Genomic DNA, 16,346 nt, shown 5'->3' with positions numbered 1-16,346 from the left:
TCTGGGTCAGATTGTGCTGGACTGCGGAGTCCACCTTACTGAGCGATCATACCGGTCGGATCAGTATGTGCTGTCGAAAGCGGTCGCACCGACAAACGGTACGTTCGATATACCAAAATCATATAACCTGATAAACGAGACTCAACATATGACTGAACGCGAACCGCCGACTGCAATTCGACAGATCAAGTCGATTCAGACTGCGAGCGATATCCTGCGCGAGATTCAGTCTCAGTCTGAAGTGACACTTGCGGACCTCTGTGATGACGTAGACGTTGCCAAAAGTACATTGCATACGTATCTACAGACACTTGTTGCAGAGGGTTTTATTGACAAATCAGACGGCGTATATCGGTTGGGACTACGGTTCGTCCCACTCGGTGAAAGCGTCCGGAATCGGGTTGACCTCTATCAAATCGGAAAGGAGGAAGTAGAACGGTTAGCCGAAGAGACCAGTGAATGGGTCCACCTCACAGTTGCGTACCGGAACAGGGAGGTAACACTGTACGAGCATAATGGAGGAGAAACGGTAGCCATGGATTATCAACGGCGGACCAGAGAGTCCCCACAATATCTCCACTGTACTGCGACGGGAAAAGCGCTGCTGGCACATTTCGATGAAGCCCAAGTCACTGATATACTGGCCAGTGAAGAACTCGTTCAGCAGACAGAAAAAACGATTACTGATCCAGACGAACTGCGCGAGAGACTCGCAGAAATTCGAAGGAAGGGGTACGCGATAAACGATGAGGAGGAAATCCGGGGTATGCGCTCCGTGGGCGCTCCGATACAGGACGTGGACGGAGCAATTTGTGGTGCGATCAGTGTAACCGCACCGAAAATGCGGCTGTCCGGTGAATACCTCAACAGTGACCTTCCGGAGTTAGTGATGGAGGCAGCAAACATCATCGAGGTCAATTTAGAGTCTGCGGCCGCCCGGAGTAAATAGTGTTCACATATATCGAAGGCTACTATCGCTGCTGCACTACGTTGTGGAGATATGGTTTAGCCTAGAAATGGCACAAAAAGGCCATTAATCCGGAACTGTAGTCCAGATGCGCTCTATCTGAATACTCGAGCGGTGACGGGCATCCAGTCCTTCTCAGGGACACCCTGTGATACGCTCCCTTCTGTAGCAATCTGAATGGCTGGATAGCTTGACGCTCGTGTCGAGTTCGCCTATCAGATTCCGTTGTTAGAGTGGCTAATGCATCGGTTTGAGGCCCCTTCGATCAGCGACTCATCTCCGCTTGTGAACTATACGCTCAGTTTCAATCGCTGTTGTACCGTCTTGGGCCGTTTTAGTCGGCTTGAATTCCGGTCTTATTTGTTTATTCCGAACTAAGTCTGCTTGCTGACGCCAGAGGCGCTATATCGCCGTCGACTAACTTTGTCTCCTCTGTGTGTACGCTTCGGTCACGCATCAACTAATGCAGCGGGAGAGCAAGGCAACTGAAATCTCATTCGGTATAGTCAAAGTATCGCCAGGGAGGGGCAACCAGATCTGCTGCATGGTCTGTATATTCACTTCCATTCCCAGCCAGCGGGTCAGACGGTCATGACCTGATTGGTCAACCGCTACTCACACGTCGAGATCGTCATCGTTGTCAGCAGTCCCAATCCTACTCATCAACAGCAACACCTCTGACTCAGGGTAGCCGATGTATGCGGTCAAATTGATAGATGTGACTGTGATGCGTGGCCAAGCAGTCGGAACGGTCAGAGGTACCCGTTCCAGAGTACAATAACACGGGTACAATCGTTATATATTCTCACGCGACAGGCGGAATTCGATTTGCGGGGTTCGATACCCTTGTGATTAGATAACACTCATTAGCAGTATCTTAGATATTCGAACACCAATTCAAGAGTGGATTAGCAGATCGAAGGTCAAAGTTCGCGATTATATAAATATTTTGAAGAGCGTAGAAAGGCTTTTTCAAACTTGATGGAGAGAATTGACTTGAGTATCTAGATCAGCCCTTTTCTATAGATAGAACATCGCTTCTTAAACAATATCTGTTTAATCTGCTTAGAGTAATCGGAAAGACGACGGTGAATCACCAATATAGGGTCAGGTCCGGTCCACATCGCCGGTGATGCTATCGTACTGGCGAACCGCCTGACTGGCTCCGGAATGGGACACGCGGCACGGTCCGACCGAGCGGCTGTGAGCGCCTTCGTACAGCAGAAGTCGTATAGACGCAGGTCGTTGGGCCAGAACTTCTGGACGAAAGCTGTCACTGGTGTGGTCTCACCTATTCATGACAGCATCGGACTGGAGGGAATAGCCAGCTATCGAAGGGGGACATCGAGTATCAGGAGAGCTTCGAACCGCACCAGCTCGGAGATATTGTAAGCGCTGTTCGGGCCTTTATTTGGCGTATTGAGCCAGTTATTGGCGCATCTGGGTGGCCACACCTGTTCGATTCGGAAACCGCTAGTGCCGGTTTGACCTATCGGTGGTGACTCTCGAAAGCACTCGACACCCGCCACCGGCAGATCTGTAATCGTCTTCGGGGAGAGGGTGAACCGTCCAACAGGTATCGGCCACAGCGATTGTTGTCGTCGGAACAGTCGAGATATCTCGAAGAGAGAACTATACGTATTAGCTCGTCTCAGCACGTACAGCGGCTAATCGAGCTCGTCAGCTATTCGACCTATCGACACCCCATAGCCATTCCGCATGGCTAATCGAATTGGCCATACTGTATACCCACATAATATGGCTGGTCGGTATAGCTATACGGTATAGCCAATCCACATATTCAAAAGAGATAGTTGGACGAGATAGCTATATGTGGTAGCGGATGAAGGTAGGCAGTTGACACAGTTAACAGTTCCAGTTTCGTTCGGCTAGGTATCGGGAGAGGACTGCAAGCACAAAAAGACAAAACCACGGGCGGAGCGCGAGGGCGCGCTCAATACTGTTGTGTACTTAGCGGGACGTGGCCGATTGCTCCCAGTCGTACCCCCACTCACGGAGCTTTTCGGCGACAAGGTCCGGATTGTCCATAGCAACGACGAGAGCGGCTTCCAGCGCGTCGGTCTTGTATACATCCTCACCGACCGCGTCTTCTAGATGACGGAGGAAAGTGGATTCGCGCTCCTCGACCTCGGGGCGTATGAAGATCGGCCGTTGCTTGCGGTCTTGCTTGACTGAGTCACGCCGGAATTTGTATGGGATGTCCGGTTGGGCCGCCGTTTCTACGTCGGCGGGTTCAGTTTCAACATCCATCACCTCATCCTGCTGCTCGTCCGGTTCTGGCTCTGGATCCGAATCGGTCTCCGCAAACGGATCGTCGCCGGAGCCGGATTTCATGCTGTTGCCTCCTGTTCGCGAGTCTGTCGGAGATGCGCAGCTAGCTCTTCGAACTGCTCCAGCGTTTCGATTTCGTAGTCACGTTCCCGACTCCGGTGGTCTTCAATGTATTTGAACGCCGAACACTGTTTGCGCCAACAGCCTTCAAGCAAGGACGTCCGCTCCCGGAACACGACAGGTATATCGTACGACTCCGCACGAAGCCGTTTGAGCATCTCCTCTTGATCGTTGGTCCCCTTGAACCGATTCGGTACAGCAGCTAATACGCCCACATTGATATCTAGCGTGTCTTCAAGCCCGGTCACGAGGTCTGCGAGGCCCTCGACAGACTGTTGGCCTTTGCCGCTGGGTTCAAACGGGATAACGAGGTTCCGCGTCGCGTGCAATGCGTTGTACAGTTTCACGTCCGCGGTCGCAGGCGGGTCGATGATGACAGTGTCGTACTCGGACGGAACGCCCGCGTCCTTTAGCACACGTAGGAGCTGGACGTTCGGGTTCCAGTTCTCACCGAAGTCCGCCGCTTCCTCCTCACGACGCCGCAGATGTTTCGAAAGGACCTCCAGAGAGTTGTGTGCGGGAAGGACATCGACACCCTCTGAGGCCTCAATGAGGTCAGCGAACGGGCCGCGTGGCCGTTCGACGAGGTGTCGTACTAAACTGTCGGCCTCCGAGTCCGTTCGGCGGTCCGCGACGTCGAACAGGAACGAGAGGCTCCCCTCCTGTGGATCCATATCGATAGCCAGTACGTCGTGACCAGCACGGGCGTCGGCGACGGCGAGGTTCGCCGCCATCGTTGTCTTGCCGACACCGCCGGCCTCGCTGTACACGGTGTAGGTCAGCATACCGTATCGCATTCACCGCACAGATATAAAGATTAGTCAGACGGTATAGCTATACGGTATAGCCGGCTGGTATCTCTAAAGCGGTCTTGCAAAACGCGGACTACTCGACGAACAGCCCTGCGAGCGTCTCGCGCATCTCCGCCCGCCGGTGAGACCGGGCTTCAGACTCCGAGAGGTAGTTATCGAGTACGACTTGTGCAGACGCCGAGCCCTGCTCCGCTGCGACGTCTTCGAACCGTTCCGCAACCCGCCTGACAGCAGCACCGTACGTAGTGTACCAGAATCGACGGCCGGTTTTTGGCGTTGGCGTGTCGCCGTCGACAGTGACATCTGCGGCCTCAGCCACTGATTTGAACCGTCGTCGGACGGTTTCGGCGGTTAGATGGCCAGTGGCTGCGGACGGGGAAGGCAAGAGGTAGCCACTCCACTCTGGATCGGAAAGCGTCTCTATACGGCGTTCTACCGTCTCCAGACCGGCCAAGAGAGCCACGGTCCCAGGACCGTTTTTCCGCTCGCCGTCACCGAACTCTATGTACGGATGCGAGTCATCGTCCGGATCGAGGTTGAGCTGTCGAATATGTAGCGATGCGACTTCACTCGGGCGAAGCCCCCAACCGCAGCACGCGACCACGATGAATCGATCCCGTAGCTCACTCGCTGCTCCATACAAGCGTTGGACGGCGCTTCTATCGAGTGCTTTGTTGTCCCAGGACGGGGTTCTATCCCATCCAAACCGGATTTCGAGGTCAGCGAGTGGATTGTACGCGGCGTTTCCGAACATCACCAGGTGTTTGTAGAACTGCCGCGTGTCCTGAACGTATTTACGCCGTGACGCAAGCGTCGTCAGGGCATCGTCCAGTTGGTCCAGCGCATCAAACGTCGCCGCCACCCGATCCATCTCTGCAACGCGTTCGTCGGGATTCTCCAGCGGTACGAGCAAATCTTTTGTATCGTGGATATTGGTATATACTTTCGCGTAGCGTCGTAGAATCGACCGCCGTGTATCGATTGTGGCGTCAGCACGCCCACGTCGAGTCGAAAGTTCGTCGAGGTACCCCTCGATGGCCCGCTGGGTGTTGACAGAGAGGAAGTCAAATGATCCCGATGTCGTCGTGGCTTCTGGGACTCCGATCTCGTCGTAGAACTGCCCCGGGGACAGGTCAAATCGCCGTTGGAGATGCTTTACGAATCCCGGGAACTGTCCGTTCAGCCAGGTGTACGTGGGGGCTTCAGCGGTCGGGTCCAGCCCGTCGGTTTCCATCGTCGGTACGACGGTTTCGTGATAGAAAGACTCACAGTCGGCTAAGTCCATCGTTGAGTAGCGAGTTTCAGTCATTGGATTTTGGGTGTGAACTGCAGTAACTGACGAACTGTTCTAGCTGGTTCGTCTGAATCACCGAGTTTTCGTATGTAGCGTATTTCCATCGTACGACTAATAGTTTGTCTTGTATTGTTTTCTCATGCAGAAACCTATAACAAGACAGATACAGACGGTCGGATTACCACAGCACATAAATTATATAACGCTATATCAAATTCTGTGTTGTACAGGCTCGGTAGAAATGTTCCACTGCAGTTTTTATCCGGTTAGGGCTCATCTCCACTCAAATTCCGTATATTCTGTAGCGGAGTCAAGCACAGATTTCTCGTCTGTACTGAGAACAGCCCCTTCACCGCTCTTCCAAGAGCACCAATGAGCAGGTAAGACCGACTACAGGATAGGATATTCCGGGCCTGCGGTAGCTCCCGTAACCGTCATCGCCGGCCATCTGTGAAGAATTTCACCACACGGGATGGATATCGTGCAATGGCCGAGCCAACAGTATAGAACAGATCCAGCGGTTCTGAAATGTGGCTTACTCAAGGGCCAATCTCTCAGTTGTCACTCATCGGGACCGAACTCCTGGCAACCAAATCGGTCAATGTTCTCTGGCTGTGCACAGAGATAATCGAGCCGTTTTTCCATTTCGGACCGTGACATGCCCGCTTGGTTTTCACGGGACTCCGCGAGCCGGGCTTGGCTGGCATTTAACATTTTTTCTTTCCTTTCTAGTTCCGAAAGAAGTGTGTCTACGTCCTCGTTGCGTGTTTCTAACTGTTTGTTGAGGTTTTCAGCACGGGATTTTTCCGCCTTTCGGTCTTCCCGGGTCTCGTTCAGTTGTTCACGCAATTCCTCGTTTTCAGCGTGGAGGGCTTCGTTCTCTGTTTGTATGTCCTGTGCAGAATCCTGAAATGCAACTGTTGTCCCGACTGTCCCACTGGTGGCCACCACAGTAGCGACGAGTAGCCAGGAACTGATATTGCGTGCAAGCGTGGTCACCGGTGATCCTCCTCTGCTGTAGCCGGAGTACGGAACTGGTGCCTCTCCCGGTGCAGCAGTACCGAAGGTTGAGTCATCATGTCCCTGCCTGATTGGTATGTGCTACTAATCGTAGTTCCCAGTTGGTTGCATTTGGATAGCGATGAATCTCCAATAGTGCATCGACACTGGTGTAGAACCTAGACGAACTGACCGATTATTTCGTGTCCGTGATCGGCGTTACCCACAGCATACACCACTGTCACATAATTTCCGTGGGACTTCGGTGAATTCCAGAATACCCTATTGGCGGAGATCTTCGGACCGAAGCTCTCCTTTTGCGTGCCATGTTCTGGGGCGGACGGCGACGACGATTGCAGCGGCGTATAGTAGTCCGACAGTGCCGATGACGACGACGCCGGGAAGCATACCGATAGCAGCGCTATCTGTCCACGAACCGGAACTGAACACGGTAATTCGTATGAGCCATGCGGTTAGTAAGACAGTGAAAAGCGGCAGGTACACTCGTCGGAGTCGGTGCGCGATAGCTTCTTCGGTGCTGATTTTGATCGTCGGCTGTCGGTAATCGGCACTCAGTGACTTGCGCCAGTCCGGATCGGCCACGCCTGCAGCGGGGTCTAACCCGTAGGCGAAGACGTTTGCCTGTAGTGTTCTGACTCGGCTTCGCCAGATGTCGTAACCTCGATATCGCCTGGCCTCGATGAACAGAAACACTGCAAGCGTGGCCGTTCCGATCAAGAGGATGTAATGAGGAATGTCCGGCCGCGAAAAGGCCCATGTGAGGATCGCAGAGATTACCAACACTGCCCAGTTGGTTGTCCGGTCGAGGCGCTCGCGCCAGAACTTCATCCGGTGGATCTCGCCGCGGTAAAGATGGGCCATGGCTGAACTCGGACCCATATCCTCCTCTAGCAGGCCCTCACCGACTTCCCGATGTGTCGAGTCGCCCGCGTCGACGTCCTTGTTTGAGACCCGTGTCATGAGTGGAAGATGAGCGGCTGGAGATTCGACTCGGTCGTGTGCTGAGCGGCTATCGCCGAGTCGACACTATTGTCGGAGTCGCTCCTGTCGTAGTCAGGGGGTATATCTGCAGTAGCCACCTGTTGAGGTCCCGTAATCATCGTGTTACTCCGTTGTGCGGACGTAGTGCTTGAGAACGTCCGTGCCCGTTTTTTCCCCGACGATAGCTCGTCAATGGTTTGTTTCGCCTTGACGACCGGCATCGGACAGTTCTCCCCTGTGACACCCAGCATCTGAGTAGGTCGTGGTTGGCCATAGTATTGTTCTCTACTATCAATACTGTAGCCACATATAAAAGCACAACGGTAGTGTCTCAGAAGGCGATAGGCCATATACAAGCATTCTTGGAGGGTAAATCGGGATAGGTTTTGGAGTTTTAGAGGGTTTAAATTGCGTAATAATGGACTAAATCCTGAATACTATGGGACGGTACTCACTCAGGCACAGAGGGAGAATCGTCCACCTTCTCAACGTCTCGGTGACTTATCCTGATGAGAGAATCGGAATCCGTAGGGAGACAGTCGTTCCCGTCGTCTCACTCGACTCGATATCGACTGTCCCACCTGCGATATCAGTTCCCCACACAACCAGTGCCAGCCCGAATCCGCTCCCGTGCTTTAGCGGCGTTTCCGAGCCATGTTCTACGAGAGCGAGCTCGTTGGAGTCAATACCGGGCCCGTTGTCCCGGACAGTGACCTGAACGTATTCGCCGTCCCGTTCGACCTTGATTGACACAACAGGGTCGGGAGAGGTATTGTGTTGAGCGGCGTTTTGAATGATATTCAGACAGACGACATCAAACAGGCAATCCACCGCGAAATCTGTCTGCTCGGGAGCATACTCGAACGTGACCTCGGGATACGCTTCGCTGGTCGAATCGAGACACTCGTCGAGAATAGAGTTCAGGCTGAGAGTATCTCGTTCCTCTCGGCTTTGTTCAAAGATATCGATAACCGAACGGACTTTTTCCCCGAGTTCATTGATTTCGACGGCGTGTTCTTGCAGGGTTGCGGCCTTCGACTCACTATTGTGCGTGGCTAGATACGCAGCGTTACCGAGGATGACTTGCACGTTCGTTCGGATGTTGTGCCGGAAGACCCGGTGGAGAACCTCTAGCCGTTGCTGGTCACGGAGAAGGTTACTCACATCGTGTAAAGTAATGACCCGGCCGATAGTCCGATCATGGATATCTGTTACGAGACTTTCGGAGACGTCGTACGACTGGGACGCCCCCTGGGGACGGTAAATCGTTTGCCCGGCCTGTGTTGCGCTACCGAGCGCCGATAGATCCGGACTGATTTGTTCAAGTGGTCGGCCGAGGGCTTCGTTCGGCGTCGTCTGCAGGGCAGTGGTAGCCTGGTCGTTCATATCGACGATATGGTCGTGCGTATCCAACACGAGAGCCCCTTGCTGCATCTGCTGAAACAGCGAATTGCGAGCATGGCGTATCGGCGTCGGATTTGCACCGAAGAGCTGGAACCTGGTGAGTGCGCCTAGATACGCGAGACCGGACACGGCAAAGGCAATCGGTGTCGGATCGACACCGGCAGATGGGAGTGACCCCATCAAAAAGAGGACGTTCGTCACCCAGGGTGCCAGCAGACCGAGAAGGAGCGCTAAGCTCTGGCCGCGGAACGGGTCCACTTGACTCGTAACGAGTTTCAACAGCGGAAGTGCCCCGAGAAGGCCCAGCAAATACGTATAGCCGGCTATAATCCAAAACCAGACACCCGGCGTTCTGTTCAACGTCGCAATTCCGTGTTCCTGGATGATGACCGAATTAGTGTACAGTAACTGGTGGGAGTGGCTCGTGAGTCCCAGAAAGACGGTAATTGCAGGGACGATCGAATAGAGCAGGATGTGCTTGCGGGCCGTATACTCGGTATAGCCGGCATATTCGAGCGAAAAAAGCAGCCACGCTATCGGAATGATTGCAACACCGATCCAAGAGACATCGACCCAGAAAACCTTCGAGCTCAGCGTCGCTGCATCAATCCGGAAGATCAGCGTGGCCGACCACCAGCACTGGCCTGCCAAAAGCAGAATAAGTGGGTCAGCGCCGGGTTCTGGGCGCTCTTTCCAGGCAAGGAGGCCGCCCGTAACGCCGACCGCAATCGTGGCGACCAACACCATCTTCATCAGCGTCAGTGAGAACACAACTATGTTGAAGATTAATCGGGCGCCATCGTTATAACCTATTTGCCTTCGAAAGTATCTAAGATTGACAGAACCGCCATCAGAGGGCCGAATACTGGCGGAAGAGAGGGTGCTTTACAAATAAGGTAATTTATATGATAGTGCTACTGGCCGAGCAGTGGGAAGACCACAACAACAAACGCTGGTAAGCGAGTACACTCTGCTGCGACCGCAAGTGCACTGTCGTTTTCGGTTCGGTTAAGACAGAAGATGACGCCATTCAGGAAGAGCAAACTAAGTAAGAGAACGATTGCTTCCCTGAGATTGATGATATTTGCAACAAACGCAACACCGAGCAGAACCGCTGTCAGACCCGTGATTCCGTAGAGGATATACTTAGTCCAGCGAACACCGACCACAACCGGGAGCGTCCGGACACCGATTTCGCTGTCACCCTCCTTATCGCGCACATTCGGAATTTCTGTATTGACGAACGTCGCCAATACGAAAAACAGGAACACGACACCGACCGCCGGAGAAGCGGGCGCACCAACGTACGTTATCGGCAGACACACAATGACGAGCGCCCAGACTACAGCGACGAGAGTTGAATTGAGAAGGAAGACCTCTTTCAGTCGCTGGGTACCGCTCGGAAGGGTAGGGATCCAGTCACAGGCGTAGAGAATCCAGCACACACCCGGTAACAGCGATAGACCAAAGCTGATGGGCCCACCCAATGCAGACAGGGCCACAGCAAGGCCGTATGCGATAGCCGCCAGAACGTAGAAGCCGTTCTGATATCGGCGCACGAAGGCAGTCCGTGCGGGGGACGTTTTCGCATCAGTTTCTAAGTCTGCCAACCGGTCGTTGCCATACACTGCGAACGTGAGCAATCCTGCCACAATCGGAGCCGGCGTTAGTGGGAGCGCCAGTAGTTCACTCACAAGGACTGCTTCCGCCATCGCAATAACTGCGAGATACACGGAACTGTAGAGAAATATATTCCTGACTGGTCTCGTCAGCGTAGCTAGTTTTGTAATCAAAGAGCGGTTCCTCACGGACTCTATGTCAGGCTGCTTGCCTGGGTTTTGTGCATCAGTCGGCATAGCTGCAGTAGAATATCGGCGAACTATACAGTAAAGTCCTACCCTATATTAAATATCTTCAAAAGTCGAAGTAAGTTTGGTTTGGCTTCGTCGTGGATGAGAGTATAGTCAAACGTGCGGAACATCTTCGTATCTATCCAAGCGCTGTCTGAGCAAGCGACCATGGAATAGATTGAGTGGAGACGGGTTGGGGGATACTATCAATGGCCAGGTGGATACCACTCCGTGAGCAGTTCACCACGGGAGGCCCTGTTCGCTCTCGGACAGACTCACTGTGCGTCGATATCAATCTCGACCCAACAATAGCGATAGTAGCCATTGATTTTCAATTGGTACTATAGTCCAGAAAACCAGCGGCCGTCCCACATTGTGTGTTCGTCGTCCGACAGTACAGCGATCCAAAGTAAGCTTTTTCTACATTGTTCATCATCCAGAGATGTGACTTCGACATCGACGCTTCGAGCGGTGAGTCGGGCTGCGAGCAAGTACTTCGTTGTCTGGGTAATCCTTCTGGCAGGGATCGCTCTCGTCAGGCCGGACCCGTTCGTCCCAGTGTTGGACTACGTGTCCCCGCTGCTCGGGCTAATCATGCTCGGGATGGGGTTGACGCTCCAACCGGCGGACTTTCGCCGGCTAATCGAAGAACCGGTCGATATCGGTATCGGCGCTGTCACGCAGTGGCTGGTGATGCCTGCCGCTGCGTACGGGCTGTATGTCCTCCTTGATCTTCCGGACGCTGTCGGAATCGGTCTCATTCTGGTCGGTGCCGCTCCCGGTGGGACCGCGTCGAACGTGATGGCGTATCTCGGTCGGGGTGACGTGGCGCTGTCCGTCGCGATCACGACGCTTACCACCCTTGCAGCGCCGATCGTGATGCCGGCCTGGGTAGTGTTTACCCTCGGCGAACAGATCAACGTCACCTTTGCGGAGATGTTCCGGAGCATCATTCAGATCGTCATCATTCCGGTGTTGCTCGGGTTCACAATCCGGTACTTGCTGGACCGCTATTCGCCCAAAGCCGCTGAAATCGGCACCGACGTGTTCCCACTTATCAGTGTCGCCGCGATTGTTGCGATTGTCGCTGGCGTTGTTGGCGCGAACGTGGACAACATCCTCACGGCTGGTCTGCTTGTGCTCGTGGCGGTCGTCGCCCACAACGCGATCGGGCTTGGCTCGGGATACGGTGTCGGGCGGGCAACTGGAATGTCGAAAGACCGCGTTCGGACCTGTGCGTTCGAGGTGGGGCTGCAAAACAGCGGTTTAGCCGTCGCGCTGGCGACAACGCTGTTCGAGCCTGCAGCCGCACTCATTCCGGCGCTGTTCAGCGTCTGGCACAACATCACCGGGCCGGCGCTGGCAAGCTTCTTTAGCTGGCAGGACGACGGACAGAAATCCGTCGAGGCTGTGCCAAGCGACGACTGAGGCTCGCTTCCCACGGTAACCCGATTTTCGGTGTTATCAAATCCGCTCATCCAGTGGTGAGCGACCAGGCCGTACGGACATGGAGGAGCCAGGAAGCGGGGGACCCCTTCGGCTATCTCAACAAACAGAGTAATCGTATCCCCCGAACCATCTGACGACAAGATCAGTGATGTCGATTCTGACGCAGTCTGGATGTCTGGGTGGTGCTGCCACCGGTCACGGTTCCCGATCAGTATCCGGAACGTCCTCGGGAACAGGACCTACAGTGGTGTGTGCCGCCTGCGCGTCGGTGACCGGGTCAATCGGAATTACCTGAAGCCCGTACTCGGTTTCCAGAACCGCCGCTTCGATCTCGAAGACGTCAGCAAGCAACTGTTTCGTGACCACCTCCTCTGGCGGGCCGCGGGCGTACATCGAGCCGTCCTTGAGTGCGACGATGTTGTCGGCGTACCGCGCTGCCTGTGCGATATCGTGGAGCACGAGGACGACCGTTATCTGACTCTCATCCCGGAGCGTTTCCACTATCTGCATCACTTCCAGCTGGTGCTGTGGGTCGAGGAACGTCGTCGGCTCGTCCAACAGCAACACGTCCGTGTCCTGCGCGATTGCCATCGCAATCCAGACGAGTTGCTTCTGGCCACCGCTCAGGCTGTCGACATCGCGGTCACGGAGGTTCTCAATGCCGGCAAGTTGAATCGCGTCGTCGACGGCGGCTCGGTCCTCGTCGGACGGCGACTCGAAGAACCCAATGTGGGTACCGTCCGCGCTCGACCAGATCACCCACCGAGATACCGGTCGGAACGACGTTCTCCTGGGAGAGCAGGCCGAGTTTGCGTGCGAGTTCCTTGGACCCGAACTCGTCGATCGTCTGGCCATCGACAAAGACGGTTCCGTCGTCGGGCGAAATCTTGTCCGCCATCGCTTTCAGGAGCGTGCTCTTCCCGCTCCCGTTCGGGCCGATGAGCGCGGTCATTTCGTCCGGTGGGACGGCGATCGACTCGCCGTCGATGACAGGCTCGTCCCGTCCAGAGTACCCGACAACGAGATCGATCCCGTCGATTTCTGCGGCCGACTCCGATGTCGTTTCACTGGCGCTATCGACGGCTCGTGTTCCGGCCTCGGACCCGTGTTCGACTGTCTCTCCGTCCATCTGTGAGGGCCGACCGTCAGCCATCAGACTTCACCCAGGTCGGTTTTCTTCCGCATCAGGTAGAGGAAGTACGGGCCGCCCACGATGCCGGTGATGACGCCCACCGGCAACTGGACGGGGCTCAAGGCGAGCCGTGCACCCACGTCTGCACTGACCAGCAGCGCCGGTCCGAGGAACAGACACCCCGCAAGCAGCAGCTTCGAATCGCTACCGACGAGATTACGGACCATATGGGGAACAATGAGCCCAACGAACCCGATGAGGCCGGCGACAGCGATTGCAGCCGCCGTCGAGAGAACGCCGATCCCCGCGATAGCGAACCGGACTTTCTCGACCGGCATCCCCAGTGAGTCCGCTCGGTCCTCGCCGAGTGCCAGTACATCCAGTTCCTGCGTAACGGCGAACGCGAGCGCCATCGCAAGGACGGTGAACGGCAACGCGATTCGTACCTCAGCCCACCCAGCGTTCATCAGAGTCCCGGAGAGCCACGCCTGCGCGGACATCGCAACGCCGAGGTCGTCGATGAAGAAAAACAGCGCCCGCTGGACGGACCCGAAGACGGTGCCTACCACAACACCTGCAAGCACCAGTCGGACGGGACTGGTGCCGTTCTTCCACGCGATAGCATACATGAGCAGGAACGCGAGTCCGCCACCGGCAGCCGCGAGTATCGGTAGGAACGGCACCAGTCCGGAGAGGAGTGTTAGCGTGAGCAACACGACTAATCCAGCCCCGTCGCTGACACCGAGGATGTACGGGCTCGCGAGTTCGTTGCGCGTGATTATCTGAAAGAGCGCTCCCGATACTGCGAGGTTCGCGCCGACCAGGACGCCGACGAGGATACGGGGCAGCCTGAGGTTCCAGACGATGAGTTGCTGGCGGGTCAACCACTCCGGGACCGCTGCACCGAGAAACGCCCACCGCCAGACTTCGAGGCTGGAAAGTACCGCCGGGTCGAAGACCGTCTGCCACGCCTCGACCAGCGTCAACGGGTACGCGCCGAAGCTCACCTGCAGTATCGTTGACCCGAGCAGGACGGCGAGGCTGCCGGCGATAATGAGGGCGAGCTTTGAGACCTCGTACCTGTCGGTCGTTCCTGCGCGTAGGTTCGTGAGCCGGTCGAATACCTTCGCCATCGCGTTAGACGTTTCCGTTGATGATGTCACTGACCGCCCGGCGGTCGAACAGTTTCTCTTCGTCGGGGACGTCGCGGACAGGACCTGGCCACTCGCCGAAGCGATCGGGCCAGACTTGCTTGGCGGCGGCCTCCGTGGCGAAAAGATCGACGATAGGACCCTGGTATTGGCCGCCGATGCGGATGATGTTACCTTCCTGAACGGCGGTGAGGTCCTGACCGTTCGGGTTGTTCTCGAACGGCTCGACGACGTTGTTCACGAACTCTTCGTGAGTTGCGGTTGTGAGCCGGCCCACGGCAGCGATGTAATCTGGATCGTGGGTGAGGAGTTCCTCGTAACCGACGGTACCACCGCCGGGGATCTCAGCATCGTAACCGTCCCTGAGCCCGAGCCGCGAGAGGGGCTTGGTCTGGTTGTGGTATTTGTGGATATCAGAGAGATAGAATTGGCCGGAAGCCGGGTCTACGCCGCGCCACACCGCGATGACGGAGGGGCGTTCGTCCTCAGGGGGGAGATCAGACCTGATGTTCGCCATGAACTCGTCGTGCAGCGACTCCCAGGCCCGATACCGGGCCTGGCGCTGGAAGACCGCCGCCATCTTCTCGAAAACGTCGTAGAGTTCGTGGTAGGTTTCCTGCTCGTACCCAAAGGGATGTTCGGGGCCGAAGCGGATCGAGGACGCGACGAACGGACCGGTGGCCTCCTCGATCTCCTGAATATCGGAGTCCGCCCAGTCGGTGAAACGTCGTAATCCCCGAGGGTCGATGAGATTGACAGCGGGGCCGGCAGCGTAGAAGTTCTCCTTGTCGTAGCCGGACTCGGAGCCGGCCGCCAGCGCCATGATGTCGTCCTCGTTGAACGTAACGTCGGGGAGGATGTCGTAGAACTTCCGTGGCGCCCGTGCCATGTCGGTCGCGGCGGTAGGCTGGATGCCGAGCGCCATCCCGATATCGAGGTAGACGCTGGGAATGACCGAGTACGACTCGGGAACTTCTTCGAACGTGAACTCGCCGTGGGGCTCAATTTCGACGGTGTACGGCGTTGAATTTTCTGGAGTCGATTGCTCGGTACCTGCCGTGGCTTCGGCCTGGTCTGTTTGGGAAATCGCGGCCCCATCCCCGGTGGTTCCTCCATCATCGGAGCTCCCACTGGAACAACCGGCGAGGGAAGCCACCAATCCGACACTACCTGCAAGTACTTCGCGTCTACGTGTCATCGCTTTTCAGGTGGACCTAAAACAGATTAGTGATTCCTCCCTTTCGACGTAACACGGTGTGTACGATGTTCAGGCCGTGAAATATCGAGCCGCTATGCGTCGTCCGTACTCTGCTCAGGCGTCACCGGCGATTGGAAACGCTGAACGAGTGCTCGCACTGCGGGCAGTGATAGCTTGTCGTATATCCGGTGCTCGAAACGTCCCAGTCGCCCCCGATCATACCACTCTCAAAATCACAGTCCGGACAGAACAGTACCATTTTCGAGGGTGTCCCGATAGCGTCTGTAGTTTCCTTACGAGCCATTTGCATTGATAGCGTAACATGATGAATGGAGGGCAATATATGCTACCCCCCGGTTTTCAGCATTTGATATCGCAGTCAGCAATCAGAGACCTCGTGCTGTTTCCGGACAAAGTACAGCCATGTGTCACACCCTGTCAGGTGATCGGGGTATCACCGATGTAACTACCAGACATCGGTGTCCGCGAGCACTTTTGTACTAGCTACGCCTTCATGTTGACGCTGATACACCTACCGCGAAACAATATGTCTCAACGGCTCTGGTGAATCGCGGGACAGCGTCGGCTTCGACCGTCAGAACTAGGAAGATGAAGCGGGAAACCGTCGATGTCCATGTCGAAAATTTCCCGCTTCACAAGCAAAGTCGTTCAGTTA

The 16,346-nt window shown here is 55.5% G+C and carries 11 protein-coding genes and 1 pseudogene; 2 read left to right on the top strand and 10 right to left on the bottom strand.

The window, feature by feature from the left end; translation table 11 throughout:
• Positions 1–148 precede the first annotated feature (148 nt).
• Complete coding sequence (locus VI340_RS16125; RefSeq protein ID WP_336358742.1) at positions 149–949, top strand: IclR family transcriptional regulator; 801 nt, start codon at positions 149–151, stop codon at positions 947–949.
• 1,989 nt (positions 950–2,938) lie between these two features.
• Here VI340_RS16125 and VI340_RS16120 read toward each other — a convergent pair.
• The 7 genes from VI340_RS16120 to VI340_RS16090 all read right to left on the bottom strand — a co-directional run bounded on the left by VI340_RS16120 (position 2,939) and on the right by VI340_RS16090 (position 10,746).
• The gene (locus VI340_RS16120) at positions 2,939–3,322 is read right to left on the bottom strand and encodes a hypothetical protein (RefSeq protein WP_008311743.1); all 384 of its coding nucleotides are present in this window, start codon (positions 3,320–3,322) and stop codon (positions 2,939–2,941) included.
• On the bottom strand, positions 3,319–4,164 hold the full coding sequence (locus tag VI340_RS16115; RefSeq protein ID WP_049943017.1) for a ParA family protein: 846 nt from the start codon (positions 4,162–4,164) through the stop codon (positions 3,319–3,321). The genes VI340_RS16120 and VI340_RS16115 overlap by 4 nt, the downstream gene beginning before the upstream one ends.
• A gap of 100 nt (positions 4,165–4,264) precedes the next feature.
• Positions 4,265–5,500, bottom strand: a complete 1,236-nt coding sequence (locus tag VI340_RS16110; protein ID WP_336330167.1) for a tyrosine-type recombinase/integrase — start codon at positions 5,498–5,500, stop codon at positions 4,265–4,267.
• A 546-nt stretch (positions 5,501–6,046) separates the two neighbouring features.
• Positions 6,047–6,484, bottom strand: a complete 438-nt coding sequence (locus VI340_RS16105) for a chromosome partition protein (RefSeq protein ID WP_023842983.1) — start codon at positions 6,482–6,484, stop codon at positions 6,047–6,049.
• Positions 6,485–6,766: 282 nt separating this feature from the next.
• The gene (locus tag VI340_RS16100) at positions 6,767–7,465 is read right to left on the bottom strand and encodes a DUF2270 domain-containing protein (RefSeq protein WP_008311735.1); all 699 of its coding nucleotides are present in this window, start codon (positions 7,463–7,465) and stop codon (positions 6,767–6,769) included.
• 522 nt (positions 7,466–7,987) lie between these two features.
• Positions 7,988–9,637 (bottom strand): histidine kinase N-terminal 7TM domain-containing protein, encoded by a 1,650-nt coding sequence (locus tag VI340_RS16095; protein ID WP_336358741.1) that lies wholly within the window; start codon positions 9,635–9,637, stop codon positions 7,988–7,990.
• A gap of 167 nt (positions 9,638–9,804) precedes the next feature.
• Positions 9,805–10,746, bottom strand: a complete 942-nt coding sequence (locus VI340_RS16090) for a UbiA family prenyltransferase (RefSeq protein WP_336330169.1) — start codon at positions 10,744–10,746, stop codon at positions 9,805–9,807.
• 465 nt (positions 10,747–11,211) lie between these two features.
• On the opposite strand from VI340_RS16090, the gene VI340_RS16085 reads away from it, so the two are divergent.
• Entirely contained in the window at positions 11,212–12,168 is a 957-nt protein-coding gene (locus tag VI340_RS16085) for a bile acid:sodium symporter family protein (protein WP_008311731.1), read from the top strand.
• Positions 12,169–12,384: 216 nt separating this feature from the next.
• On the opposite strand, the pseudogene VI340_RS16080 reads toward VI340_RS16085, so the two are convergent.
• From VI340_RS16080 to VI340_RS16070, 3 genes and pseudogenes are all read right to left on the bottom strand, one after another.
• Positions 12,385–13,141, bottom strand: a pseudogene (locus tag VI340_RS16080) (ABC transporter ATP-binding protein).
• A 200-nt stretch (positions 13,142–13,341) separates the two neighbouring features.
• Positions 13,342–14,454, bottom strand: coding sequence for a FecCD family ABC transporter permease (locus VI340_RS16075; RefSeq protein ID WP_336358740.1), 1,113 nt, complete (start codon positions 14,452–14,454; stop codon positions 13,342–13,344).
• 4 nt (positions 14,455–14,458) lie between these two features.
• Positions 14,459–15,670, bottom strand: a complete 1,212-nt coding sequence (locus VI340_RS16070) for an ABC transporter substrate-binding protein (protein ID WP_336358739.1) — start codon at positions 15,668–15,670, stop codon at positions 14,459–14,461.
• Positions 15,671–16,346: the final 676 nt, after the last annotated feature.

The sequence above is a fragment of the Haloarcula sp. CGMCC 1.6347 genome (assembly GCF_037078395.1).
In the GTDB taxonomy this organism is placed as follows: domain Archaea; phylum Halobacteriota; class Halobacteria; order Halobacteriales; family Haloarculaceae; genus Haloarcula; species Haloarcula amylolytica.
Note: the sequence above shows the minus strand (reverse complement) of the source record. Positions and strands in the feature narration are given on the sequence as shown.

Bases quoted from the DNA above. Each gene is read 5' to 3' on its own strand.
- VI340_RS16125 (WP_336358742.1), top strand. From the start codon at position 149: ATGACTGAACGCGAACCGCCGACTGCAATTCGACAGATCAAGTCGATT.
- VI340_RS16095 (WP_336358741.1), bottom strand. From the start codon at position 9,637: ATGGTGTTGGTCGCCACGATTGCGGTCGGCGTTACGGGCGGCCTCCTT.
- VI340_RS16110 (WP_336330167.1), bottom strand. From the start codon at position 5,500: ATGACTGAAACTCGCTACTCAACGATGGACTTAGCCGACTGTGAGTCT.
- VI340_RS16075 (WP_336358740.1), bottom strand. From the start codon at position 14,454: ATGGCGAAGGTATTCGACCGGCTCACGAACCTACGCGCAGGAACGACC.
- VI340_RS16090 (WP_336330169.1), bottom strand. From the start codon at position 10,746: ATGCCGACTGATGCACAAAACCCAGGCAAGCAGCCTGACATAGAGTCC.
- VI340_RS16070 (WP_336358739.1), bottom strand. From the start codon at position 15,670: ATGACACGTAGACGCGAAGTACTTGCAGGTAGTGTCGGATTGGTGGCT.
- VI340_RS16115 (WP_049943017.1), bottom strand. From the start codon at position 4,164: ATGCTGACCTACACCGTGTACAGCGAGGCCGGCGGTGTCGGCAAGACA.
- VI340_RS16100 (WP_008311735.1), bottom strand. From the start codon at position 7,465: ATGACACGGGTCTCAAACAAGGACGTCGACGCGGGCGACTCGACACAT.
- VI340_RS16120 (WP_008311743.1), bottom strand. From the start codon at position 3,322: ATGAAATCCGGCTCCGGCGACGATCCGTTTGCGGAGACCGATTCGGAT.